We start from the raw sequence: 20828 nt of genomic DNA on the forward strand, positions 1-20828 counted from the left end.
CTCTTCGTTCCCGGCGTTGATAAAGGCTATGAGGATACCGCTCCCAGAAAATCTTCCGTGGCGACCATGTAGATTTGTTGGGCGAAGCGGGTTCGGTAAATTGTAAGCGCCGCTTCATGTCCCTCATCTGATGACGAACAGACAGCATCATCCACAATCACAATGCGATATCCTCTGTCGACCCCGTCCATGACGGTGGCCAGCACGCACATGTCGGTCTCCGCTCCGGTGACGATCAGGGTGTCCACGCTGTGACGGTTGAGGATTGCCGCCAGCGCGGGCGCTGAGAACGCAGAGAAGCGGCGCTTGTCCACCGTGCGGGCCGGCGGCGCGAAGCAAGCCAGATCCTCGACTAACGCAATCTCCGCCGGGTCGAGTCTCTCCAGCGTGAGATGTGACCAGCGCTGGTAATATTGCCGCCATGTGCCGATCTCAGCTTCCGGATCGGCAGCCGGGATGAAGCGGGTGAAGACTGTCCGCTCAGCGAGGCGCTCCGCGACCGCAACAATGTTCGGCAGTACCCCGACCATCCATGGCGTTGGCCAGGGCCCTTCAGGCGAGAAAAGACGCTGCATGTCGAGACATAGATGAAAGGCCGTGCCGCTCGCCAGACCGGCTGAGATGGTGCGGGCCAAGCCGCTCTCGAAACGATCCATTTGCGGTCCTCCAGTCGCGAAGGAAAAACAGCGCGCCGATGCGAGCGTTCCGCTGCAGGCGGCGGCAATACTCGCCGACGGAGGCCTTGTTTGGGAACCGACAGCCACAAACGCATCACGACGCATTCAACTCGAGCCGCGGGTGGGACGAAGCCGCCGCAGCCGGTAGAGCGCTAGAATTCTACGTTTGACGCCAGCTCTGGCGGCATTCCGAGCGGAATTAACCTCCTCCGCACTCGCGAGAAGCTTCACTGGCGACTGAAGGGGTCTGGCCAACATAGAATGGTTACCGTCGGGCCTGCCACCAGGCACCGATGACAAAGCCAAGCGCCGCGCCGATTAGGACCCCGTTGAGGGGGGAAATTGTCGTACGAAACGTCTGGTTAGTGCTTCGATATACCTGTGCGCCTTGCTGCCGGATATATACGGCGGCGTCTTCGATCCGCTGCACGGCCTTGTCGATGGGCTCCGGCTTACACCGGGCTTCCAATGGATCGGCATAGGATTGCAGGTCATCATTGGCGTTGGACACGAAAGCCTCCGAATCCGGTGATGGAACAAGGAGGGCACCGCTGGCGCCCTCCTTACCGCGAACAGCCCCATACTAGCCGCGCATCAGCTTTTCCGCCTCGTCGAGTGCTTTCTGGCATGCGTTGTCGTCGCCGGCTTTATCAGCCTGTTTGGCGCGGGCTACGGCGTCGCTGACCTGCTTGGCCGAAGAGGCACCTCCCTGCGCGGCCGTCGGTTGCCCAGAGGTCTGGGCCCGGACATCGGCCGGCGACGTGGCTTTGTTTCCGACGGTGGCGTTCATGCCGGCAGTGCCGCCGGTTCCGGGTGCTTCCCCAGCACGCGGCACGCCGGGATCCGAAGCAGTCGTCGCCGCCGGGGCCGATTGTGTGGGCCCAGACCCGGCGTCCGTCGCGGAAAGGTCCTTCTCAATTTGGGCGATACGCTCCGTGCATGGACCGGCGTAAGCGGCGCCGGCCATCAGGGACAACGTGGCGCAGAGTGCGATCATCTTCATGGCGTTCCTCCTACCGATAAGTTCGGCGGGGGAGGAACGGGCGGGGACAACGCATGTTCCCTCTGCAGCATCAACTGCAGCCATATGAAGGTGGGCGAGATCGTTAGGTCAGCGATGATGCCGGTAGCGCCAGAGCGAGGACGTCTGATCTCGCTCAAGGTTCTTTAATGAGTTCAAGGTATTCGGCCGTCATCGTTTCGATCTCCTCGGCGCTGAAAGGCCAGACGCCGTCGACGATACCCTGCCGGATTTCGTTGGCGAGGACCGGCCAATAGCGATCCACCAGCGCAGGAATATCAGCTTCGTTGACATTTCGGTTTCGCAGATCAATGGCGCAGAGCTCCCTGGCGGTATCTTCAGTCTTTTTCACGGTGGTGCTCCTGACATTTCCACCTACACATGTGCCGGCGGCGACTATATCAGGGCAGATACTCTCTCTGCCAAGAGGTATTCTCGGGCCAGAGTAGTCTGCATGCCTCAGATGAAAAAGCGGGAAACCTCGTCCGCGTCCTGGAGCACTATAAAGCCGAGGCCGGCGGCCGTGAGATCGGTCGGCTTGATGTTGATCCAGCGTCCGGCTTCCGTCACGAGAATGGCCCTGCCAGCCGCGCGCGCCTCGATGATCATGATCATCTCGGAGAGTACCCTTCCGCTCGCCCTCCCATCCTCGAAGCTGATTTCGAAGGTGGCGGTCGATGAGCCGAGGCCGCTTGCGCGAAGCCATCCTGTGGCGTGTACTGTTCTGACCATAAATGTCGCTCGCTCCCGACCGGGCTTCCTCAGGAGCCGGGATTGTGCCGGTAGTGCTGCAAAACGAATAGGCGCAGCGCTGAGGAGAGACTTCCGTATACCCTAAGTGAATCGATGCTTGAGACGAGCTCCGCGATCGACTGCCCGCGGTCGCGGGCAATGTCTTTCAGCGACGACCAAAATTCGTCCTCGAGGGATACGCTGGTTTTCTGCCCGTTCGTAATCACTGACCGCTTCGGAACGGACTTTGCACTCTCGGCCATGCTTGACTCCATTCCAGATCGCGATGTCACACCCGCTCCTATCGCCGATTCCAAACCGAGCTCCTAGTGTCACGATGATGACAAACACGTCAGGGCAGGGATACCGCGCAACGTCGCTCTGATCTACCGGAGTATCGGCGCACCGCGACAGGCGTCGCTCACAATCCGCCGCGGTGCCGAATTGCATTGACAGAGACGGAAGCGATCAGCCTGGATTCGCCATCGAAAACCTCTAGGGCCACGCCTTCGCCGGGCGCCATGCTCCCGTCAACATCCCGAAGCAATTGTCCGACAGAGGCGACGGCTTCCGACCACGCGTGGTCATCGCTGGTCAGTTCGATCTCATGGATCGGACGACGGTCGGACCATTTGAAGGAGTAAGTTGGCACGTCGCACCTCGCACGTTCCCCCTTCAGCAACCCGGACCCGCCGGTTCTGTTTCCGCCAGGACATGAATTCTTGGAACAGGCGGGCCCTGGAAACGCTGGCACGGGTGCGCCGATCTCGACCTGGCGACCCGCCGCGAGACATTCGCTCGACGATCAGCGGCTGGGGGCTGGAACCGCGACAAGCGAGATCTTTCTGCTATCGCATTCGCCGCACCGAAACTGCCGCACCATCGCCTTATGCGACACGCGATGATCACGACCAAGCTGGAGGGCTAGAAACGAGAGATCGAGCATGCGGGTTTTCCAACACACCAAACATGTCGCTCTGACCCCAAGTCCGAGGTCGATGCATTCGCCGAGGGTCGCGTTCTCCAGGTCCATTGTGGCAGCATAGTAACAAGAGAGGGACACGCCAAAGCACAACATGGCTGGAGCGTGTGACGCCTCCACGAAGCCGGATCGGAACTGCCGCGGCTCAGGCCGGCTTGATAAGGCACTACCTTAGGAGTGCCGCTGAATGGATCACAGCAAACACGTCAGGCTCACCCCGACAGAGCTCATCCCGCAGAACCTCGAAGGCGCGGCGGTCTTCGGTCCTCACAACGAGAAGATCGGGATCGTCTCTCAGCTGCACGGGACCGGTCCCGACAGCCGGGTGGTTGTCGACGTCGACCTGCACAGCATGTTGGGCGCTGGGGCAAAGCCGGTGGCCCTGCCGATCAGCAATCTCGACTTCATGCGAGATAACGACGGATCGGTTCACGCGGTAACGTCTTGGACAAAAGAGCAGCTGAGCGAGCAACCTGACCACCGAGGGTTCTGAAGGCTGTCCCGCTGCCGGGCCGGGTCAATCGATACCGGCGTCAGAATGGATGCCACGAAGGCTTTGCCCGAGGTCTCCGCGCCCCATGCGCGGCGCCACGGTGGACGCATTCACCGCGTTGATCTCGCTGCGCAGGAGCCTGATCTTCGCCAGCGCCTCGTCGATCGAGCCCGCGTCGATGGCAGGGGCGACCCGCGTCGCTCCGACCTGGTCGAGGGCGCTCTTCGCCTCCCCGGCCTTCGCCGATAGATCGCCCAGAGCGGCCGCACCAGCGGCGCCGAGATCGCCGGGCACCTTGGGCGGGGCTGGCTCGTCGAAGGCCGCCGGCGGGACGGTGATGGCCGGGCCGCGCAGCGGGTTCGGCTCCGGCATCGGCGCCGCAGGAGGCGCCGGCTGCGCCGTCTTCTCCGCCTGCCGTGCCCGCCAGTTGTGGAAGGAAGCCCGGCCAGTTGCAGCGTCGATCGGTACCTCTACCGGCGGCGGTGGCGTCCGCAGGTTCTCTGCCGCGATCTTGTCCCACTGGCTGGCTTCGCGAAGGCGCTTGAGCGCCTCGGTCAGCTTCTCAATATCGCGGACGATCTCCGCACCGAAGCCGAGATCCTTCGCCGTCGGTGTCAGGGCGGCATAATCGGCTTGCGCCGCTGCAATCTGTTTCTCGACCGTAGCCATTTCCTTTTGCCGCGCTGCATCGCGGGCATCGATCTCCCGGGCTCGGGCGAGATCAGGATTGGCGCGCTCGGCGTCGCGGCGATCATTGGCCGCCTTCTTCTCCTCCGGCGTCGCGATGCCCAGCCCCTTGCGGGCGACCTCCATGACGTCGGCCAGGGACATGCCGGTCGTGGATCGCAACCAGTTGCTGAAGTCGTCGAGCTCGCCCTTGGCGCCCCGGATGTCTTGCAAAATCCCTTCCATGAGGCCGACGCCTGGCGCTGCGGTCAGCGCGCCGATCTCACGGACGAAGTCGTCCCATTTGTTTGAAAGGCGGTCGAGCTCGGTCATCGTGTCACCCGAGAGCTGCGACAGCGCGCCGGCAACCGATCCAGCGGAGTTCTTCAGCTGGGCCTCGATCCTGCCAACCTCTTCACGCTGCGCGAGCAGCGATCTCATGCCTCTCGCAAATTCCATATCTGAGAAAAGTTGCGGGATTTTCGAGAGATCGCCTTTGGTCGCCTTGGCGGCGAGGTCGATAAAGACCTCAAGCAGGTCTTTGCCCTCGCGCCGAGCCTGCGCCATCTCTTTCCGGAGGTTGACGCCGAACTTCATGAAGCGTTTGGCGGTTTCCTGCGATTCCATCTTGGCGAAGATGTTTGACATCGACGACGCGGCTTCTTCAGAATTCCCCATTTGCGACCGCATCACCTGCAGCATAGCCACTAACTTGCGGACACCTTCTTCGCCGCGCAGGCCGACCGCGGCGGCATTAGCCGCGAGGCTGGGCAGATAGCGGGCCATGTCGCGGAGCTCGAATTTCCCCAGGTTGCCGCCCTGAACCAAAATGTCGAATGCCGCTTGCATCTGGCTCCCGGCGATCTTGAAACTCGTCGCCAGAGCATCGGCAGTGCTGGCGATGTCTGCCGTCTGCGCGCCGGCGGCGTGGGCCGTGGCGACGACGGCGGGCAGGAACGCCATCGCCTCAGGTAGCGATCGACCGGCGGCGACGAGGGCTTCCAGACCGCTGACGACTTGATCGAGCGGCACCCCTACCTTGTCGGCGATCGTGCCGACATCCGCCGTGGCTGTCTTGACCTCGCCGGCCGACGCGCCGGCGGTGATCCCGACCCGGGTCATCGTCCGCTCAAGTTCAGCGAACGACGTGATCGCCGCGCGCATTCCGATCGCAGCGCCGGCAATGCCACCCACGGCGCCGAGCACCCTCGTCGATGCGATCGCCGCCGCGTCGCTCGCCCTGCCAGCCATTGCCGTTGCCACGCTGGCGCGCGTCACGGTGCTTTGCAGACGCCGAACGGAAGCGCCCGCTTTTGCAGCTGGGGCGGTCACTCCGTCGACGAGCCGGACGCTGAGAATTGAGGTGAGGCTCGCCATTACCGGGCCCCCTCAATGAGGGCTCGGATCGATTCCGGCAACGTTGATACGAAAGTGCCGATTACTGCCTGCTCGTCGCCGCCGCGCAGCGCGCGGAAGAGGCTGAGCGGTTCCCCCGTGGTGGCGGCCAACACGTCCAAGATTGTCTCATGCATGCCGGACTGCACATCGAGCGCGATACCAAGCGCCACCGGTGGCAGGCTGATCTCTTCGACGAGGCGACCGCCGAGCGTGAAGGGGTGCGCCAGGCGGCAGGCGGCAAAGCCGGCAAACCCGGAGCCCGGGCGGCCGTCTCGCTGGCTGGTCTTTTCCGTCTCGACTTCCATCGCTCGTTCCTCGTTTGCATCGCTCTAGGCACGGCTCCGCCCTTTCCGCCTCCCGGTCTCCCCTCGGAAACCGCGAGCCCCTGGCCATGGGGAGCGCGCCTGAGCGCGCCGCGTACTTGCTACCCCTTGGACCTGATGGTCCCCGGCGCGTTGTCCCCGCACCGTCCGCCGGAGGCTTTTTCAGGCGCCTCCACGAGAGCTGCGTGTCTGGAAGCCACCCAGATGACCGCAACTGCCGTTCCTCGACCTTTCCCCGGTGGTGCCGGGTACCGTTCAGGCTGCGGGATGGAATGGGCACACCAGCGCCCGCATTTTTATTCCGGAGTTTTTGAGCACTCCCGGCAGGTGCGCAGACGCTCATCGAGGCGCTCTAAGGCGCCGCCGCGGGGCAGGTCTGGTCGAGACCGCGGCAGGTGCCACGATCGCGGTGCGGGTCTTCGAGAGTGGCGGGACCTCCGAGCACCACTCACCAGGTGCCCGCTGCCGACGATCGTAGAATTGGAGTGGCCGGCCGAAGCCGGCCCGATCGTCAGAGCGGGCGCTGGCGGTGGCGATCGGAGACGGCGGCGAGAGCCGCCTGCCTCGTCGGGTGTTCACCGATCAGTTCGCCGGCGGCATCGAACGCTTGGAAATGGCGTGAACCGACCTCGGCGAACGCGCCCATGCGCGTCATGCCGTCATAGATAGCTGTGGGGTGCTCGATAAGAAAAACTTGCGCTTTGGCCTTCCGGAGATTAGATTTCCTGAAGGCTATTCTCCGCGGCCTATCTTCTGCAGCGCCCCCGAGGAAGCCACCCTCGGGGGCGTTTTGCGTTTCAAGGGCCCCCGTCATGCGGCACCGCCTTGCGACCACGTGCCGGCTCGCATCGGGATAGGCTCGCAACGAACGGCGAGCGCCTCGGCCAGGTTCTGCGCAACCTCGATCGCGAGCGAGCGATCCGCAAGGTGAGGCGAGATCGGCCACCACTTGCCATGAGGTTCGATGAGGACGGTCACGAACCTGTCGTCGGCCGTCTGACCTTCAAATCGGTAAATTGCGGTGTAGCGCTCTCGGGTGCCTGTCATGATGGGCCCCCTCACGCGGCTTGACGGAAAAAACGCACCAACTCGCTGCGTTCGGCGACCCATCGGTTGCCGATCTGCTTCGCGGGGAGCTTGCCGTTCGAGAGCATATAATGCGTCTGACGAACGGTCCGGCCGATCGCGACTGCGATCGCTTCAAGCCCCCAGATTAGATCGAGATCCTGACTGCGCTGTTCCAATGCAAAGCTCCTTGTGCGTGCGGCATCCGTGTGTCATCCAATGTGTGTCATCGGTGCGGCATGGCCGTCAAGGAAAAAGTGTGGCATCGGTGCGGCATGTCGAGAGAAGATCTGCATTTCCGGTTACGGATACCCGAGGCTCTGAAGGGGCGCATTTCGGCCAGTGCCGATGCGAACAACCGGAGCATGACTGCCGAGATGATCTCCCGACTGGAGACCTCGTTCGGCCCGCCGCAGGACATGCTCTTGCAAGCACTAGCCGCTCTTGGCGATAAACTTCTCGAGGACGAGCATATAGTAGAATTGCCGGCGGCGGCTGTGCAGACGTTAAGAGAAGCCGCCGAGAAACGCGGCCTATCAATGGAAGATCTAGTCAATAGACTTGTGACGAAGGCCGCCTACCACATCGGAGCGAAGACGGACGTTGGGCTAGAATTATTGCGCCGTATTGATAAAAATACAGAGGACTAGTTATGTCCGTCCGCAAGCGCGTCTGGACTACACCGAAGGGCGAAGAAAAGTCCGCTTGGGTTGCTGATTATCTCGACGCCAAAGGCACGCGCCGGCTGAAGACGTTCAAGCTGAAGAAGCACGCGGACGCATTCGCCGCGACGGCGAACGTTGAGGTACGCGAGGGAACCCACGTCGCCGATTCCGCCAGCATCACTGTCGCGAAAGCTGGGGACATGTGGCTTGCCAGCGGCGAGGCCAACGGGCTCGAGCGATCATCAATCGCCCAACGGAAGCGCCACCTGGCTCTCCATATCGTCCCGCTGATCGGCCCTACCCTCGTCAGCAAAATCTCGGTGCCAGCGGTGCGCTCGTTCGAAGACGAGCTCCGGGCGAAGGGCACTTCTGCCGCCATGGTCAAGAAGCTAGTGGTCAGTCTCGGCTCGATCCTGTCGGACGCCCAAGAGCGCGGCCTTGCGGCGAAAAATCCCGTCAGGGATATGAAATCGCGGCGCGGCGCTAGCGGCCGCCGTGCGGAGGGGCGCCAGAAGAGCCGGCTGACGGTCGGCGAGGACATCCCGACACCCGATGAGGTTCGGAGGATCCTTGAAGCCGCCTCCGGCCGCTGGCGGCCGTTGCTCATCACTGCGGTGTTCACAGGGATGCGAGCCTCGGAGCTCCGCGGGCTGCGCTGGCAGGACATAGATTTCGACGAGCGCACAGTCCGCGTGCGGCAGCGCGCGGATGAATACGGCATCATTGGCCCGCCGAAGTCGGAAGCCGGAATCCGGGACATCCCCGTGCCGCCCATCGTCGTCCACACCTTGCGGGAGTGGAGACTGGCGTGCCCGCGCCGGGCAACCCGCAGGACAGATGACACGGGGAAGGCAGCGACAGAGCTGCACCTCGTGTTTCCCAACGGGCTGGGCAAGGTCGAGAATTACAAGAATATTCTGCGCCGGGGCTTCGGGCCCGTGCAGATCGCTGCCGGCGTCTCGGTCCTATCCGGGAAAATCGACAAGGAAGGGCAGCCGATCCTCGCCGGGAAGTATGGAGGCCTGCACGCCTTGCGGCACTTCTTCGCGTCTTGGTGCATAAACAGACCCCGTGATGGAGGGCTCGGCCTGCCGCTGAAGGTGGTGCAGGAACGCATGGGCCATGCCACGATCAGCATGACCGGCGACGTGTACGGCCATCTTTTTCCTCGCGCCGACGATGCCGACGAAATGGCGGCCGCAGAGCGGGCGCTGCTCATGCCGCACGCGACATAGACGCGACATGAGATCCGGAAACCCTTAAATCACGGGCATCCGACAAAGCATCATAATCCTGGGGTCGGGGGTTCAAGTCCCTCTCCCGCTACCACTCGAACCCATGATATTTCAATGGGTTAGCGAAGTCTTCCGGAAGAAGCCAGTTCGCCGCGCGACCGCCCCGGCCGAACGGCGGCACCTATGCGGGCGACGTCGCCCCCAGCGCTGCGACATAGCTTGCAAGCGCCTCGCTCTGGCGCTCGTCGGCGCGCAGGCCGAGATAGCCGTCGGGCCGAACGATGAAGAGGGCAAGGCCCTCGACGCCGAGCCGTTCCGCCAGCGCGGGGTCCAGGCCGTCACTTCCATCGACGTGTGTGCCATGGGCGGAAAGGGTGAAACCCATCTCCACGATGGCGCCGCCGACATGGCGGGCAACGGCGCGCTGGAGGTCCGCGAGGCTCTCCGGCGCGCACGCCGCCCCGGCGACCAGCACCGCCATGTGTCCCGCCCGTGCGGCGATCATGTCCGGCCCGGCGTGGCCAGCGGCAGGGGGGTGATGCGGCCAGAGCGCCCCGGCGCCGACGCCCGCATCGGAAGCACTCCCGATGACAATCGGCGATGAGCGGTAGTCGATGTCGAGTTCCGCTTCCGCCGTCGCCTCCTGATGGCGGGTGACGGGGTCGGAGAGCGCGCCCCGGATCGCCGCATCGCGCTGGAGCCGCTGGCCGGCGTCGAGAAAGAGCTGCGCGCGGTCCATCTCGTCGCCCATATCCGTCACTTTCTGCGCGACAGGGCGGCGCTCCGCCTCATAGCTGTCCAGCAGCGTCTCGGCGCAGTGGCCCGAACTGACCAGCGCAAGTTTCCAGCCGAGGTTGAAGGCGTCCTGCAGCCCGGTATTCATGCCATGCCCCTGCAGCGGGCTGCAGGTGTGGGCGGCATCGCCGGCGAGCAGCAGCCGCCCCGCCCGGTACTGCCGTGCGACCCGGCTGTAGCAATGGAAGCGGACCGGATTGGCGATCGCGGAGAAGGCGGCGTCGGGCAAATAGCGCTTCAGCGTGAGCGAGGCATCCGCCACAAGATCGGAATTCTCGGCGCTGGGCCGGACATATACGCGCCAACGCTGGCCCGGGAGGGCCGTGAGGATGATCGGGGGAGAGTCGAAATAGGCGAAATTGCCCTCATGCGAGTGCGGCCAGCCGTCGATGGCCGCGTCGAATACCGCCCACGGCTCCTCGATGGCATGGCCGTCCTGCTCGATGCCGGCAAGCGTGCGAACCAGACTGTGATGCCCATCGCAGCCGACAACCCAGCGGGCGGCCAGTGTGCGCTCCCCGGCTTTGTCCCGCACGGTGGCCATCACCTGCTCGTCCTGTTCTTCCAGGCCCACCAGCCGCGTACCGCGCGTCACCCGCCCGCCGAACCCTTCGAGGTGGCGGGTGAGTATGCCTTCGGTGACTTCTTCGGAAACGCCGACATTGAAGGGAAAGCGGCTCCCCGACAGCGCAAGGTCGATCTCGCCGAGCACCGCCCCATCGGAGTGGATTCGCGCCATACGCTGGCGAACCCCTGCCTCAAGCAGCGGGCCGGCAAGGCCAAGCGCGTCGAAAATCTCGACGGAGCGCGGATGCACCACGGTCGCCCGGTCCCAGGACAGCGGCCGATCATGCTCGTCGATCAGCAGGCATCCGACGCCCCGCCGCACAAGCTCGGCGGCCAGCAGCAGGCCCGTGGGGCCAGCGCCCACGACAAGAACATCCACGTCGGCCACCATGGCTCACGTCCTCACGCCCAAGCATCGTTATTCGTCACGAGTGGAGCCAGAAGCTCCTGGTGGATCGACGGGTCGGACCCTAGCGCGTCCAGATCGCCAGTCCCGCGTCGTCGAGATAGTCGATGCGGACCGTTTCCGGCTTGCCCTGACCTTTGAACTGCACCGAGGAAAGCGAGCCATAGGGCGCGTTCTCGCTGCGGGGCGCGATCGAGAAAGTGTCGCCGTCCCAATGCGTCATCGGCATTTTGATCGCCCCCGGGCCGAGCGTGAGGACAAGGCCGCTCTCCCCCTGCGAGATGGTCGCCGGGCCGAAATAGGCGCTGTCATAGGTGCCGACATATTCCGCCAGCGGGCGGGCCGGCCTGGGGGAGATAGGCGCGGTCTGCCCCACAAGATCGCCCACCGGGTCATAGTTCTGCATCAGCAGCGGGTGCATCAGCGCGTACCAGTCCCGCGTCACCTCCCCGAACTGGAGAAGATCGAGGAAATGGCCGGTGATCGCCTCCGGCGCGCCGACGGGTCCGGCGTTGGTCAGGACAATGATGCCGAGATCGGCGGAGGGCAGGATATGCACATTGGTGGCGGCACCGGTGACGAAAGCGCCGGAATGGCTCATGTCGGGCCGGCCGTTCGCATTGACCGCCACGTTGAAGCCGAAGCCGTAGAAGCCGGAGCGCGAGGCGATGGTCCGGGCCGGCGAGCTGAACGCCTGTGGACGCAGGGCCGGCAACATCGCGGCGGGAGAGATAAGGGTCTTGCCATCGCGCTCGCCATCGGCCAGCAGCAGCTTCAGCCACTCGGCGAGGTCGACCACATTGGAGGTCACGCCGCCGGCGGGCGACTGCTGGTCCGGATCGCGCGTGAAGCCGGCGACGAAATGCCCGTCCTGCAGCGTGTGCAGCGTGGCCCGGTTGTCGCGCGTGAGGAAGTCGGCATAGCGCGAACTGGTGGCGGTCATGCCGAGCGGGCCATACAGCGCCTGCTGCGCCAGTTCGTGCCACGTCTTGCCGGCCGCTGCCGCCACCGCCTCGGCGCCGGTGGTGAAGCCGAAATTTGAGTAGTTGAAGCTGGTCCGGAACGCCACCAGCGGCAGCATCCGCAACCTTTCGAGGATGGTTTTCCGGTCGAAGCCGATATCCTCAAGCGTGTCCCCCGCCGCGTGCGGCAGGCCGGAGCGATGCGAATAATAGTCGCCCACCGTGCCATGGGCGGTCACATAGGCATCGCCTACGGCAAAGCCCGGCAGGTGTTTTTCAATCGGGTCGTCCCAGCTCACCTTGCCCGCCGTCACCTCGATGGCGGCAATGGTGGCGGCGATCGGCTTCGACATCGAGGCGATCTGGAACACGGTCGAGGTATCGACGGGCGCGTCCTTGCCGAGTTCGCGAACGCCGAAGCCGCGCGCGAAGACCGTCTTGCCTCCCTGCACCACGACGACGGCGGCGCCGGGGACCCCGCTGCGCTTCAGCACGCTCTCCACGGCGGCGGGCAGGTCCGCCAGGGCTTTCTCAAGCCCGCCTTTCGCCAGCGGCACCATATCCTCGGGCGGAATGGCGCCCAGCGTCAGCGGCACGGTCTGGGACAGGGCCGGGACGGCAAGAACAGAGCTGACGAGCACTGCGGCGGTGATGTGCAGCCAGCTCAGCGGGCGTTGCCCGACGTGTTTCACCATGATGCTCTCTCTCCGAGAAGGCGGCTCTTTTCAGGGGTACGCATGTGCAACGACCCGGTGGTCGCTGTCCCGTCTTCCTACACCATGGGGCCGCGCGCAACGGAAGCGCGACCCTATCGCGCCACCTGCGAGCGGTACAATCGCCGAATGGCCCGCGCCGCCGAAACCGGCGCGCCGGACGCGTGCCGCTCACCGGAACGGCCGGCACGCCGCACGGGACGCCGGCGCGTCGTGAGCCCTGGAGGACCGGCAGCGATCACGCCCGCCGGTCCCTCGGTGCGTGTGCGAGGATGGTTCTTATCACCGCCTCCCGGTCGAACCCGGTCGCATCGGCCGTCCGCCCATACAGCATGGCGTCGAGTTCGGTGGTCTCGCACCCGTTCACCGGCAGGTTGAGTTCGCGCCGACGGCGCAGATACGCCTCCGCGGCACGCCGGATTGCGAACAGGTCGCCGGTGCGGGCCGCCCGCTTCAGCCAGCGCCGCGTCGGATCGAAGGGGGAGAGCCGCCGCAGGTCGCGCAGGATCTGCGCCCGTCGGCGCGGCGCCAGCCCGGTGACGCAGAGGCTGATGCCGGTCAGGCCACCCGCGACCAGCGCAAGCCAGCCCGCGCCCGATTCGGCGGCCGGTAGCCGCTCCGTGCCGCTGCGATTATCCCGGAAACTGGCATAGCCGAAAGGAAGAGCTGTGATCTCCGCCATTCGCATTTCGCGGGCCGCCGTGTCGAACCAGGCGATGGGCACCGGCGGCAGCACGCCCGGCTCTCCGGTTGTGGGGCGCAGGTGCCATTCCCAGACCACCGTCGTCACCGGACCCGCCGGCGTCGGGAGCATCTCGCGCTGTTCCGGCGCGGCGAAGCTGATCAGCCACGGCTCGCGCAGGATAGGGCGCGGCGGCAGCATGTGCGGCAGCGCACCCTGGGCCTTCAGCGTGACGCGGCGGACTAGCGTCTCGCCGTCGCGCAGTTCCCCCGGGGCGGCGGACAGCGTGTCCTCGACGGTGAGGCTGCGGGCGGAAAGCGGCGTTCCCTCGCCGGGATAGGGGGCCACCGCAAGAGTAACCGGCGCCGCCGTCACATCGAGCGGGGCGCGCAGATTCGTCTCATCGACCACGGTGAGGTGATGTGTCACCGGCCCCAGCGTCAGCGTCCCCGCGTGACGGGGAAAGACCGCGAGGCGCCGCTCGAACACCCGCACGGTGCGCCCGGCGATCTCCTCGTCCCGCCACTGGTCGCGCGCGAGCTGCATCCAGTCATACGCCGCCGAGCCGGGGAAGTTCAGCGTCTCCAGCGCGATCCGGCTGGTGTATTCGCCCCTCAGCGTCACCGGGATCATCTCGCCGGCGACCGGATGCGCGCCCTCCGGCAGCAGGAGACGCAGACTGTCCGCATGGGCGTCGCCGGCGATCAGGAGCAGCAGCAGGACGATCCACCTCACCATCTCTCGCCCTCCTCGGGCCGCAGCAGGCCGAGTCCGGCCCGCCGCTCATATTCCTTGCGCAACCGCAGGCGCAGAAATTCGCCGGGATCGTCGGCCAGTGTCTCCAGCCACGCATCGGAGGCGGCGAAGCCGCGCGCGTCGATCGGCTTTTTCCATTCGGGATCGGGCGTGCCGGCCAGTGTCGGGCCGCCCTCTTGCGGCATGGGGCCGAGACCGCCTTCCCCCGGAAGCCGGCCCGGCACGGTCGACTCGCCTGTCGTCTTCGGCACCATGGCATCGACCATGTCGCGCAGCCGGCGTGCGTCGGCATCCGACGGATTGGCGAAGAGCACCGCGTCGAAATAGGCGACCGAGAGGGCGTGCCGGCCGTTGGCGGCGAGCGTCAGCGCGCGATTGAAGGTCTGGCTGCGTCCCGCCTGCGCAAACGCCGCATCGGCACGCGCGAAGTCGGCCGCCCGGTACAAAGCGAGGCCGCGCGCGGCCGGCTCGTCCAGCAGCCGCGCGGCTGCGCTCGGCGCGCCGATCCGCAGCGCGAAACGCCCCCAGGCGGTAGGACCGGCGAGGAGCATGCAGGCCAGACCCGCACTCGCGACGAGGGCGAGGCGGAAGAGCACCGGACGGTTCATCCGCGCCTCCGGAAAAGGCCGAGCAGCGACAGCCCGGCCAGCCCGGCGAGAAAGGGGCCGAGATCGAGGAACGCCAGCGTCGCCAGCACCGGGTCCGGCTCCAGCGCGCCCTGCCGCGCGAGGCGCCGCAACACCGGCGCGGGCGCGCGGGCGGCAGCGGCGAGGCTGCCGAGCGTCTCCAGCCCGGCGATGTCGGCCGTGCCCCCGGCAGCGCCATCCAGCGTCAATATAGAGAGGCGAACGCCTTCGCCGGCAAGGCGCTCGGCCTCGGCGCGGGCGGCGTCGTCGAGGCCGCCGCCGTCGGAGATCAGCACGAGGTCGGCGTCACGGCTCGCCTGCAGCATCTGCCGCGCCAGCGCCAGCGCACTGGCGGGTCGGCTGCCGCCGCCCGGCAGGGTCTCGCGGCCGAGCACGGCGATCTGGCTCTCCAGCGTCGCCGGGTCGGATGTCGGCGCCGCCACCTCATAGGCCTCGCCGGAATAGACCAGCAGGCCGACCGGACGTCCGGCGGCGGCGGTCAGCAGGGCAGCGGCAGCGGCCTGGGCATCGGCGAGGGCCGGCCCCTCCGCCACCGAGGGCGACAGGTCGATGGCGATCAGGATCGCCCCGCTCCCCGCCAGAAGGGGCGCGTTCTTGCGTGGCACGGCCGGGCCACTGAGGCCGAGGCAAAGCAAGGCCGCCGCCGCGAGCGAGGCCACGCGCCGGTTGTCGGCCCCTCCCCGCAACTGTCCCAGCGCCCGCATCGCCCCCACCATGGCCGGCGGCATCACCCGCTCCCACCCTCCGGAAGCGGGACCGCGCCACCACTGCCACAGCGCAATGCCCATGAGCAGCGGCAAGACCGCGAGCCACAGGGGACGCAGCAGCACCAGTTCGCTCACGCCCGCCTCCACGTCGCGAGCAGCAGCATCAGCGCCAGCGCCAGCGCGCCGGGCCACATCCAGAGCGGGCGCCAGTAGAGCAGCGGGGGGCGCTTCATCGGGTTCGGTTCGAGCTGGTCCAGCGTGGCGGCCATGGCTTCGAGATCCGCCATGTCGCGCACGCGGAAGCTGGTGCCGCCGCCGACCTCGGCAATCGCGCGCAGGGCGACGGCGTCCACCGCGTCGCGCGAGGCCGGCTGGTTCTCGCTATCCTCCGGGCCGAGCGCGATGGTGTGCACCCGTACGCCATGGCTCGCCGCGAGCCGCGCCACGTCCGCTGCCTGAACCTTGCCCGATGTATCCACCCCGTCGGAGAGCAGGACGATGACCTTGCTCGTGGCATCGCTGCCCATGATCCGCCGCGTGGCCAGCCCCAGCCCGTCCGATATGGCGGTGGAGCGGCCGGAAATGCCGATCTGGGCGATGTCGATGGCACGCGCCACCGAAGCGACGTCGAAGGTCGGCGGCTGCGCCACATAGGCCCTGTCGCCGAAGATCACGAGCCCGATCCGGTCGCCCCGCCGCGCCATGACGAAGCGTGCGGCGACGCGCTTGACCGCATCGAGCCGCGAGAGCGGTTTGCCGTCGAGAACGAAGTCCTCCTTGAGCATGCTGCCGGAGAGGTCGAGCGCCAGCAGGATCTCCCGGCCCGAGGCCGTCACCACCTCGCGCGTCGCCGCCATCTGCGGGCCGGCGAGCGCCAGCACCAGCGCGATCCAGGCGGCGAGGAGGACCGCCTGCCCAGCCCTGTCCCCGCCTCCGCGCGCCGGCAGCGCTGCGGCGAAGGCACCCGGTGCCACGCGCAGCGCGGCCTCCGCCGGCGCCCGCACGGCGAGAAGAAACCGCGCAAGCAACGGGATCGGAAGCAGCAGCAGGGCGAGCGGATAGGCAAGCGTCATCGGCGCGCACGCCTCGCCTTGAGCGCAATGCGCTCGCTCGCCTTCAGCGCGATGCGCTCGATGGCTTCCGGCGCGAGCGGCGGCCCGCCGCCATAGGCCAGCGCGCGCAGCTCCTCCGGCAGGTGCCCGAGAAGGCGGCCGATCGCCAGCACCCGTTCCTGCGGCGGCATTCCGCGCGTGGCGCGAATGAGCGCCCGCCGCGAGGGACGGCGCGCGAGGAACGGCGCCGCCAGCAGCGCCAGCAACGCCGCGAGCAACAGCCCCGCACCGAACAGCGCCAGCAGGTCGGTCGCGTTCACCTGCATGAGCGCCGGCGGCAGGCGTCCCTCCGGCAGGGCGGCGATGAGTTCAGCCTGCGTCATCGGCCATCGCCTTGAGGCTCACATTCAGCGCCCGCAGCCGCTGCGCCAGCGCCGCGCTGTTGAAGGGAGCCAGCCGCGCAAGGCGGGTGAGCGCGCCGGCCTGGACGGGCAGCGGCGCCGGCGGCGGCGCGGTCTCGAGCGGGTCCAGCGGCAGCACGACCTGCACCCGGCGCCGGCGGGCGAGCCGGCCCAGCGCAGGCTCGTCCTCCGGCGCGAGGCCCTCGGGGCCGGTGGCGATGAGCACCGCGCCGCCGGGCGGGGAAAGCCGCGCGGCGCGGATCAGCGCTTCCTCCAGCGACGGCGCCTCGCGGCCGGAGCCGAGAGCCTGGTCGTGGCGGCTGGCGAGCATGTGGCATATGCGGATCATCTGCGGCGTGCCGCCGCCCAGCGGCACCGCCGCCACGCCCTCGGCGGTGACGGCGATCGCCGCCAGCGAGGCGCCCCGCGCCACGGCCTCCCACCCTTGCCGCGCCGCCAGCCGCGCCGCGCGCACCGAGCGCAGCGACGCGCCGGTGCCCCACAGCATGGGCGGCCGGAAATCCGCGATCAGCAGCAGCGTGTCGTCCCGGTCCTCGTGAAAGGCGCGGATATGCGGGGCGCCCGTGCGAGCGGTGGCGGAAGGGTCGATGCGGCGGGCGTCATCGCCCTCGGCGAAGGCGCGGATCTCGCGCAGATCCATCCCCGCGCCCGGCGGCCTGGCGGCAGCGGCACCCGGCCGACGGGACGCGGGCTGCGTTCGCCCCGTTCTGGGAGCCCCCTCGCGAAGCGCCAGCAATTCGCGGGCGTGAAGCCGGATTCCGGGCGCCTCCAGCGCGGCGCTCACCATGGCTCGACCAGGCGCAATATGTCGGTGACGAGGGTGCGCCCGCTGCGTCCTTCGCCGATGGCCGACCAGCTCGGTATCAGCCGGTGGGCGAGCGCGTCGGGCGCGAGGGCGATGACGTCTTCCGGCAGCACATAGTCACGCGCCTTCAGCCAGGCGCGCGCCTGCGCGGCCACGGCGAGGGCGAGCGTGCCGCGCGGGGAGACCGGATGCTCGACCCATTGCGCAACCGCACCGCCGGGCCGCGACGCCATGACCAGCCGGACAATGAAGTCCTTCAGCGCCGGCGCCAGATGCACACGCGCCACCTCGGCCTTCGCCTCATGCAGCGCCTCCGCCGTCAGCGGGCTGGCAAGAAAGGTCGCTCCGGCGATCCGCTCGGCGGAGACGAGGTCAAGAATGGCGCGCTCCTGCTCGGCCAGCGGCAGGCCGAGGGAGAGATGCAGCAGGAAGCGGTCCATCTGTGCTTCGGGCAGCGGAAAGGTGCCCTCGTGCTCGATCGGGTTCTGCGTCGCCACCACCATGAAGGGATCGGGAAGCGGGCGGCTGATGCCCGCGCTCGTCACCTGGCCCTCGGCCATGGCTTCCAGCAGCGCAGACTGCACCTTGGGCGGGGCGCGGTTGATCTCGTCCACCAGCACCAGCGCGTGGAACAGCGGGCCAGGCACGAAATCGAAGCCGCCGCTTTCCGGGCGGAACACCTGCGTGCCGGTGAGGTCCGAGGGCAGCAGGTCCGGCGTGCACTGGATGCGCGCATGGCTGCCGGGGAGATGGGCGGCGAGCCGCTTGACCGCCCGCGTCTTGGCGATGCCCGGCGGTCCCTCGATAAGCACATGGCCGCCGGCGAGAAGGGCGATCAGCAGCCTTTCGACCAGTTCCTCATGGCCGATAAGCCCGGCAGCGACGGCGGCGCCGAGCCGCGCAATCGGATGGCTCATGTCGTTCATGTGGCGATCTTCCCGTGCCCGATTCCCCGGCGGCTCCGAGGATGCGGGCGGGTGGGACAGGCCGCCAGAGAGGCCTTCCCGGCCGACCCGGGAAGATCGCCCGGGTCAGAGCGGCAGGCGGGCAAGGGCGCGCATGCCGCCCGCCACCGGCGTCAACGCGAAGCTGCCACCGAGCGCGTCGACCCGCTCGCGGATGCCGAGCAGGCCGAAGCCATCGCCGATCTCGCCGTCATGGCGGGGCGAGCCATTATCGGTCGCGGTCAGGGTGATGTCCTCGCCGACCGCGATGCGCAGGGCAACGGTGGTGGGCGCACCATGCCGGATCGCGTTGGTCAGGCATTCCTGGGCGATGCGGTAGAGGCTGAGCGCCAGATCGTCGGGTACCGCGTCCACAGGGCCGGCGAGTTCCAGCCCGAAGCGCACCGCCGGCACGCGCGCGCGCCAATCCGCCACCATCCGCTCCAGCGCGGGGCGCAGGCCCAGATCGTCCAGGTCCGGCGGACGCAGCCGGGCAAGTTCGGCCCGCAGGCTGTCCATCATCTGGCCGGTGATCTCGGCGATGCGTGCCCCGTCCTGCGCGGTGGTCTCGCCGGACTGCGCGATCGCGGCCGCCATGGCGCGGGTCGCCGTGAGGCATTGGCCGAACTCGTCATGGAGTTCCCGCGCCAGCGCCCGCCGCTCGCTCTCCTGCACGGTGAACAGCCGCCGCGTAAGCTCGGCGCGCATGGCCTGCGCGTCCTGCAGGGTGGCGGCCGTGTCGTTCACCGCCGTGCTCAGCCGATCGAATTCGGCCACACGCAGCGGCGGCAGGCGGGCGGCGAAATCCCCCCGCTGCAGGCGTTCGATGCCACGCAGCAGCAGCCGGAACGGTGCCAGCAGGCGCATCACCAACAGGCCGGTCAGCAGCGCCCCGCCCATTGCCATACCCAGCGCGACGCGCATCAGGTCGCCGGTGCGGGCCCAGGCGCGGGTGACGATGACGCCGGGGTCGGCGATAGCGGTCACATAGGCGTTGGTGACATAGCGGGTGCGCACCGGCACGGCGACCGATCCCGGCACCAGTCCGAGACGCTGCGCCAGCCAGACGAACCATTCCGGGGGCGTGGGCGCCGCCACATAAGGGCCGCAGCGCCGCTGGATCGGGTGGTCGCGCGGCCCGAGCTCGACACAGATCCCCGGCGCGATCAGGCTCCAGGCGGGGAACTCCTGCCAGTCGCGGAAGACCGGCGTCGGCGCCACGCCGCCGAAGGCCAGCCCCTCGAAGCTGGGCCGGGCGGCGATGGCGTCGGCGACGAGGGTGGCGGTGGTCTGGGCATCCCGGCGCGCCGCGTTCCCGGTGTCCCACAGCACCCAGAAGGCGGCGACCAACAGGGTGAGCAGCCCGGCGGCCAGCACCCGCAGCACCAGCTGAGGCAGCAGGCCGCGCATCATAGCGCGGGCACGAGGCCGGCGCGCTGCGCCTTCAAAACGAGGTCCGCGTCGCCCGAGGCGCCGAGCTTGGCGCGGATTTGCGACAAGTTGTTCTGCACCGTCTTGGAGGAGAGATTGAGATCGCGGGCAATCGCCCGGCCGTTCATGCCGCGCATCAGCAGCAGCAGGATGTCGCGCTCACGCGGGGTCAGGCCCGCGACGGGGCTGGCCTCGACCACCGCGCGGGCGAATTCCTGCGCCATGTCGGTGGAAAGAGCACGCCTCCCGCCCATCACCGTCGCGATGGCGCGCACGAGTTCGTCCGGCGGGCTGGCCTTGGAAACGAAGCCCCTCGCCCCGGCCGCCATAGCCTTCTGCGCGAAAACGGCGCCCTGATGCATGGAGACGACGATGATGCGGGCCTGGTCATCGCGGGCGAGGATGGCCTCCACCGCCGCGAAGCCCCCGCCCCCCGGCATGGAAAGGTCCATCAGCACGATGTCGGGCCGGTGCTCGGCGAAGGCACTCAGCGCGTCCACGCCGTCTCCCGCTTCGGCCACCACGGAAAAGCCGGGCTGACGCCCGAGCAGGCGGCGGTAGCCCTCGCGTACAATCGGATGATCGTCGACCAGGAGAATGCGGATCGGGTCCATGGCCGGATGATATCGCGGCCGGGCCTGCGCACCAACGGCCGCGTCGGCACTGCCGGGCCGTCTTCCAC

At 67.5% G+C, this 20828-nt stretch carries 26 protein-coding genes; 3 read left to right on the forward strand and 23 right to left on the reverse strand.

Annotated elements, in window-relative coordinates:
• Positions 1-26: 26 nt before the first annotated feature.
• The 7 genes from EV667_RS14895 to EV667_RS14920 all read right to left on the reverse strand — a co-directional run bounded on the left by EV667_RS14895 (position 27) and on the right by EV667_RS14920 (position 3082).
• Complete coding sequence (locus EV667_RS14895; RefSeq protein ID WP_131836085.1) at positions 27-656, reverse strand: cysteine hydrolase family protein; 630 nt, start codon at positions 654-656, stop codon at positions 27-29.
• Between the two features lie 286 nt (positions 657-942).
• On the reverse strand, positions 943-1188 hold the full coding sequence (locus tag EV667_RS14900; protein WP_131836086.1) for a hypothetical protein: 246 nt from the start codon (positions 1186-1188) through the stop codon (positions 943-945).
• Between the two features lie 72 nt (positions 1189-1260).
• Positions 1261-1680 (reverse strand): hypothetical protein, encoded by a 420-nt coding sequence (locus EV667_RS14905; protein WP_245516158.1) that lies wholly within the window; start codon positions 1678-1680, stop codon positions 1261-1263.
• Between the two features lie 154 nt (positions 1681-1834).
• A complete protein-coding gene (locus EV667_RS14910; RefSeq protein ID WP_131836087.1) occupies positions 1835-2050 on the reverse strand; it encodes a hypothetical protein in 216 nt (71 codons plus the stop codon).
• 107 nt (positions 2051-2157) lie between these two features.
• Positions 2158-2313 carry a hypothetical protein gene (locus EV667_RS22600; protein WP_207907753.1) on the reverse strand — a complete coding sequence of 52 codons (156 nt, stop codon included), beginning with the start codon at positions 2311-2313 and terminating at the stop codon, positions 2158-2160.
• A 146-nt stretch (positions 2314-2459) separates the two neighbouring features.
• Positions 2460-2693 carry a ribbon-helix-helix domain-containing protein gene (locus tag EV667_RS14915; RefSeq protein ID WP_131836088.1) on the reverse strand — a complete coding sequence of 78 codons (234 nt, stop codon included), beginning with the start codon at positions 2691-2693 and terminating at the stop codon, positions 2460-2462.
• A gap of 158 nt (positions 2694-2851) precedes the next feature.
• On the reverse strand, positions 2852-3082 hold the full coding sequence (locus EV667_RS14920) for a DUF6894 family protein (RefSeq protein ID WP_131836089.1): 231 nt from the start codon (positions 3080-3082) through the stop codon (positions 2852-2854).
• Positions 3083-3599: 517 nt separating this feature from the next.
• Between EV667_RS14920 and EV667_RS14925 the strand changes: the two genes are divergently transcribed.
• Entirely contained in the window at positions 3600-3905 is a 306-nt protein-coding gene (locus EV667_RS14925) for a PRC-barrel domain containing protein (RefSeq protein WP_131836090.1), read from the forward strand.
• Positions 3906-3929: 24 nt separating this feature from the next.
• Here the strand turns inward: EV667_RS14925 and EV667_RS14930 are convergent, their stop codons facing one another.
• The 5 genes from EV667_RS14930 to EV667_RS14950 all read right to left on the reverse strand — a co-directional run bounded on the left by EV667_RS14930 (position 3930) and on the right by EV667_RS14950 (position 7536).
• On the reverse strand, positions 3930-5948 hold the full coding sequence (locus EV667_RS14930; protein ID WP_131836091.1) for a phage tail tape measure protein: 2019 nt from the start codon (positions 5946-5948) through the stop codon (positions 3930-3932).
• Positions 5948-6274 carry a hypothetical protein gene (locus EV667_RS14935; protein WP_131836092.1) on the reverse strand — a complete coding sequence of 109 codons (327 nt, stop codon included), beginning with the start codon at positions 6272-6274 and terminating at the stop codon, positions 5948-5950. Before EV667_RS14935 ends, EV667_RS14930 begins: the two co-directional genes overlap by 1 nt.
• 529 nt (positions 6275-6803) lie before the next feature.
• On the reverse strand, positions 6804-7106 hold the full coding sequence (locus EV667_RS14940; protein WP_131836093.1) for a hypothetical protein: 303 nt from the start codon (positions 7104-7106) through the stop codon (positions 6804-6806).
• Positions 7103-7339 carry a hypothetical protein gene (locus EV667_RS14945; RefSeq protein ID WP_131836094.1) on the reverse strand — a complete coding sequence of 79 codons (237 nt, stop codon included), beginning with the start codon at positions 7337-7339 and terminating at the stop codon, positions 7103-7105. The genes EV667_RS14940 and EV667_RS14945 overlap by 4 nt, the downstream gene beginning before the upstream one ends.
• 11 nt (positions 7340-7350) lie before the next feature.
• Complete coding sequence (locus tag EV667_RS14950; protein WP_131836095.1) at positions 7351-7536, reverse strand: DNA-binding protein; 186 nt, start codon at positions 7534-7536, stop codon at positions 7351-7353.
• Positions 7537-7596: 60 nt separating this feature from the next.
• On the opposite strand from EV667_RS14950, the gene EV667_RS14955 reads away from it, so the two are divergent.
• Together EV667_RS14955 and EV667_RS14960 are read left to right on the forward strand one after the other, a co-directional pair.
• On the forward strand, positions 7597-8007 hold the full coding sequence (locus tag EV667_RS14955) for an Arc family DNA-binding protein (protein WP_245516159.1): 411 nt from the start codon (positions 7597-7599) through the stop codon (positions 8005-8007).
• Positions 8008-8009: 2 nt separating this feature from the next.
• Positions 8010-9257, forward strand: a complete 1248-nt coding sequence (locus EV667_RS14960) for a tyrosine-type recombinase/integrase (protein WP_131836096.1) — start codon at positions 8010-8012, stop codon at positions 9255-9257.
• Positions 9258-9438: 181 nt separating this feature from the next.
• On the opposite strand, the gene EV667_RS14965 is transcribed toward EV667_RS14960, so the two are convergent.
• The 11 genes from EV667_RS14965 to EV667_RS15015 form a co-directional block, all read right to left on the reverse strand.
• Positions 9439-11010 carry an FAD-dependent monooxygenase gene (locus tag EV667_RS14965; RefSeq protein WP_131836097.1) on the reverse strand — a complete coding sequence of 524 codons (1572 nt, stop codon included), beginning with the start codon at positions 11008-11010 and terminating at the stop codon, positions 9439-9441.
• A 79-nt stretch (positions 11011-11089) separates the two neighbouring features.
• The gene (locus EV667_RS14970; RefSeq protein ID WP_131836098.1) at positions 11090-12682 is read right to left on the reverse strand and encodes a serine hydrolase; all 1593 of its coding nucleotides are present in this window, start codon (positions 12680-12682) and stop codon (positions 11090-11092) included.
• A 256-nt stretch (positions 12683-12938) separates the two neighbouring features.
• Complete coding sequence (locus EV667_RS14975) at positions 12939-14120, reverse strand: BatD family protein (RefSeq protein ID WP_131836099.1); 1182 nt, start codon at positions 14118-14120, stop codon at positions 12939-12941.
• A complete protein-coding gene (locus EV667_RS14980; RefSeq protein ID WP_131836100.1) occupies positions 14114-14746 on the reverse strand; it encodes a hypothetical protein in 633 nt (210 codons plus the stop codon). Before EV667_RS14980 ends, EV667_RS14975 begins: the two co-directional genes overlap by 7 nt.
• Positions 14743-15627, reverse strand: a complete 885-nt coding sequence (locus EV667_RS14985; protein WP_131836101.1) for a VWA domain-containing protein — start codon at positions 15625-15627, stop codon at positions 14743-14745. Before EV667_RS14985 ends, EV667_RS14980 begins: the two co-directional genes overlap by 4 nt.
• Positions 15624-16565, reverse strand: coding sequence for a VWA domain-containing protein (locus EV667_RS14990; protein ID WP_131836102.1), 942 nt, complete (start codon positions 16563-16565; stop codon positions 15624-15626). The genes EV667_RS14985 and EV667_RS14990 overlap by 4 nt, the downstream gene beginning before the upstream one ends.
• A complete protein-coding gene (locus EV667_RS14995) occupies positions 16562-16927 on the reverse strand; it encodes a hypothetical protein (RefSeq protein WP_131836103.1) in 366 nt (121 codons plus the stop codon). The genes EV667_RS14990 and EV667_RS14995 overlap by 4 nt, the downstream gene beginning before the upstream one ends.
• On the reverse strand, positions 16914-17606 hold the full coding sequence (locus EV667_RS15000; protein WP_131836104.1) for a DUF58 domain-containing protein: 693 nt from the start codon (positions 17604-17606) through the stop codon (positions 16914-16916). Before EV667_RS15000 ends, EV667_RS14995 begins: the two co-directional genes overlap by 14 nt.
• A 140-nt stretch (positions 17607-17746) precedes the next feature.
• Positions 17747-18697: an AAA family ATPase gene (locus tag EV667_RS15005; protein WP_131836105.1), complete on the reverse strand. Its 951-nt coding sequence runs from the start codon at positions 18695-18697 to the stop codon at positions 17747-17749.
• A gap of 105 nt (positions 18698-18802) precedes the next feature.
• On the reverse strand, positions 18803-20128 hold the full coding sequence (locus EV667_RS15010; protein WP_245516160.1) for a histidine kinase: 1326 nt from the start codon (positions 20126-20128) through the stop codon (positions 18803-18805).
• Positions 20125-20760 (reverse strand): response regulator, encoded by a 636-nt coding sequence (locus EV667_RS15015; RefSeq protein WP_131836106.1) that lies wholly within the window; start codon positions 20758-20760, stop codon positions 20125-20127. Before EV667_RS15015 ends, EV667_RS15010 begins: the two co-directional genes overlap by 4 nt.
• Positions 20761-20828 lie beyond the last annotated feature (68 nt).

Origin of the sequence: Ancylobacter aquaticus (assembly GCF_004339465.1) — a bacterium.
In the GTDB taxonomy this organism is placed as follows: Bacteria; Pseudomonadota; Alphaproteobacteria; order Rhizobiales; family Xanthobacteraceae; genus Ancylobacter; species Ancylobacter aquaticus.

Excerpts from the sequence above, each read along its gene's own strand:
- EV667_RS14940 (WP_131836093.1), bottom strand. The coding sequence starts at position 7,106 with ATGACGGGGGCCCTTGAAACGCAAAACGCCCCCGAGGGTGGCTTCCTC.
- EV667_RS14915 (WP_131836088.1), bottom strand. The coding sequence starts at position 2,693 with ATGGCCGAGAGTGCAAAGTCCGTTCCGAAGCGGTCAGTGATTACGAAC.
- EV667_RS15005 (WP_131836105.1), bottom strand. The coding sequence starts at position 18,697 with ATGAACGACATGAGCCATCCGATTGCGCGGCTCGGCGCCGCCGTCGCT.
- EV667_RS14960 (WP_131836096.1), top strand. The coding sequence starts at position 8,010 with ATGTCCGTCCGCAAGCGCGTCTGGACTACACCGAAGGGCGAAGAAAAG.
- EV667_RS15015 (WP_131836106.1), bottom strand. The coding sequence starts at position 20,760 with ATGGACCCGATCCGCATTCTCCTGGTCGACGATCATCCGATTGTACGC.
- EV667_RS15000 (WP_131836104.1), bottom strand. The coding sequence starts at position 17,606 with ATGGATCTGCGCGAGATCCGCGCCTTCGCCGAGGGCGATGACGCCCGC.
- EV667_RS14990 (WP_131836102.1), bottom strand. The coding sequence starts at position 16,565 with ATGACGCTTGCCTATCCGCTCGCCCTGCTGCTGCTTCCGATCCCGTTG.
- EV667_RS22600 (WP_207907753.1), bottom strand. The coding sequence starts at position 2,313 with ATGATCATGATCATCGAGGCGCGCGCGGCTGGCAGGGCCATTCTCGTG.
- EV667_RS14895 (WP_131836085.1), bottom strand. The coding sequence starts at position 656 with ATGGATCGTTTCGAGAGCGGCTTGGCCCGCACCATCTCAGCCGGTCTG.
- EV667_RS14955 (WP_245516159.1), top strand. The coding sequence starts at position 7,597 with ATGGCCGTCAAGGAAAAAGTGTGGCATCGGTGCGGCATGTCGAGAGAA.
- EV667_RS14930 (WP_131836091.1), bottom strand. The coding sequence starts at position 5,948 with ATGGCGAGCCTCACCTCAATTCTCAGCGTCCGGCTCGTCGACGGAGTG.
- EV667_RS14980 (WP_131836100.1), bottom strand. The coding sequence starts at position 14,746 with ATGAACCGTCCGGTGCTCTTCCGCCTCGCCCTCGTCGCGAGTGCGGGT.
- EV667_RS14965 (WP_131836097.1), bottom strand. The coding sequence starts at position 11,010 with ATGGTGGCCGACGTGGATGTTCTTGTCGTGGGCGCTGGCCCCACGGGC.
- EV667_RS14975 (WP_131836099.1), bottom strand. The coding sequence starts at position 14,120 with ATGGTGAGGTGGATCGTCCTGCTGCTGCTCCTGATCGCCGGCGACGCC.
- EV667_RS14970 (WP_131836098.1), bottom strand. The coding sequence starts at position 12,682 with ATGGTGAAACACGTCGGGCAACGCCCGCTGAGCTGGCTGCACATCACC.
- EV667_RS14945 (WP_131836094.1), bottom strand. The coding sequence starts at position 7,339 with ATGACAGGCACCCGAGAGCGCTACACCGCAATTTACCGATTTGAAGGT.
- EV667_RS15010 (WP_245516160.1), bottom strand. The coding sequence starts at position 20,128 with ATGATGCGCGGCCTGCTGCCTCAGCTGGTGCTGCGGGTGCTGGCCGCC.
- EV667_RS14905 (WP_245516158.1), bottom strand. The coding sequence starts at position 1,680 with ATGAAGATGATCGCACTCTGCGCCACGTTGTCCCTGATGGCCGGCGCC.
- EV667_RS14925 (WP_131836090.1), top strand. The coding sequence starts at position 3,600 with ATGGATCACAGCAAACACGTCAGGCTCACCCCGACAGAGCTCATCCCG.
- EV667_RS14935 (WP_131836092.1), bottom strand. The coding sequence starts at position 6,274 with ATGGAAGTCGAGACGGAAAAGACCAGCCAGCGAGACGGCCGCCCGGGC.
- EV667_RS14995 (WP_131836103.1), bottom strand. The coding sequence starts at position 16,927 with ATGACGCAGGCTGAACTCATCGCCGCCCTGCCGGAGGGACGCCTGCCG.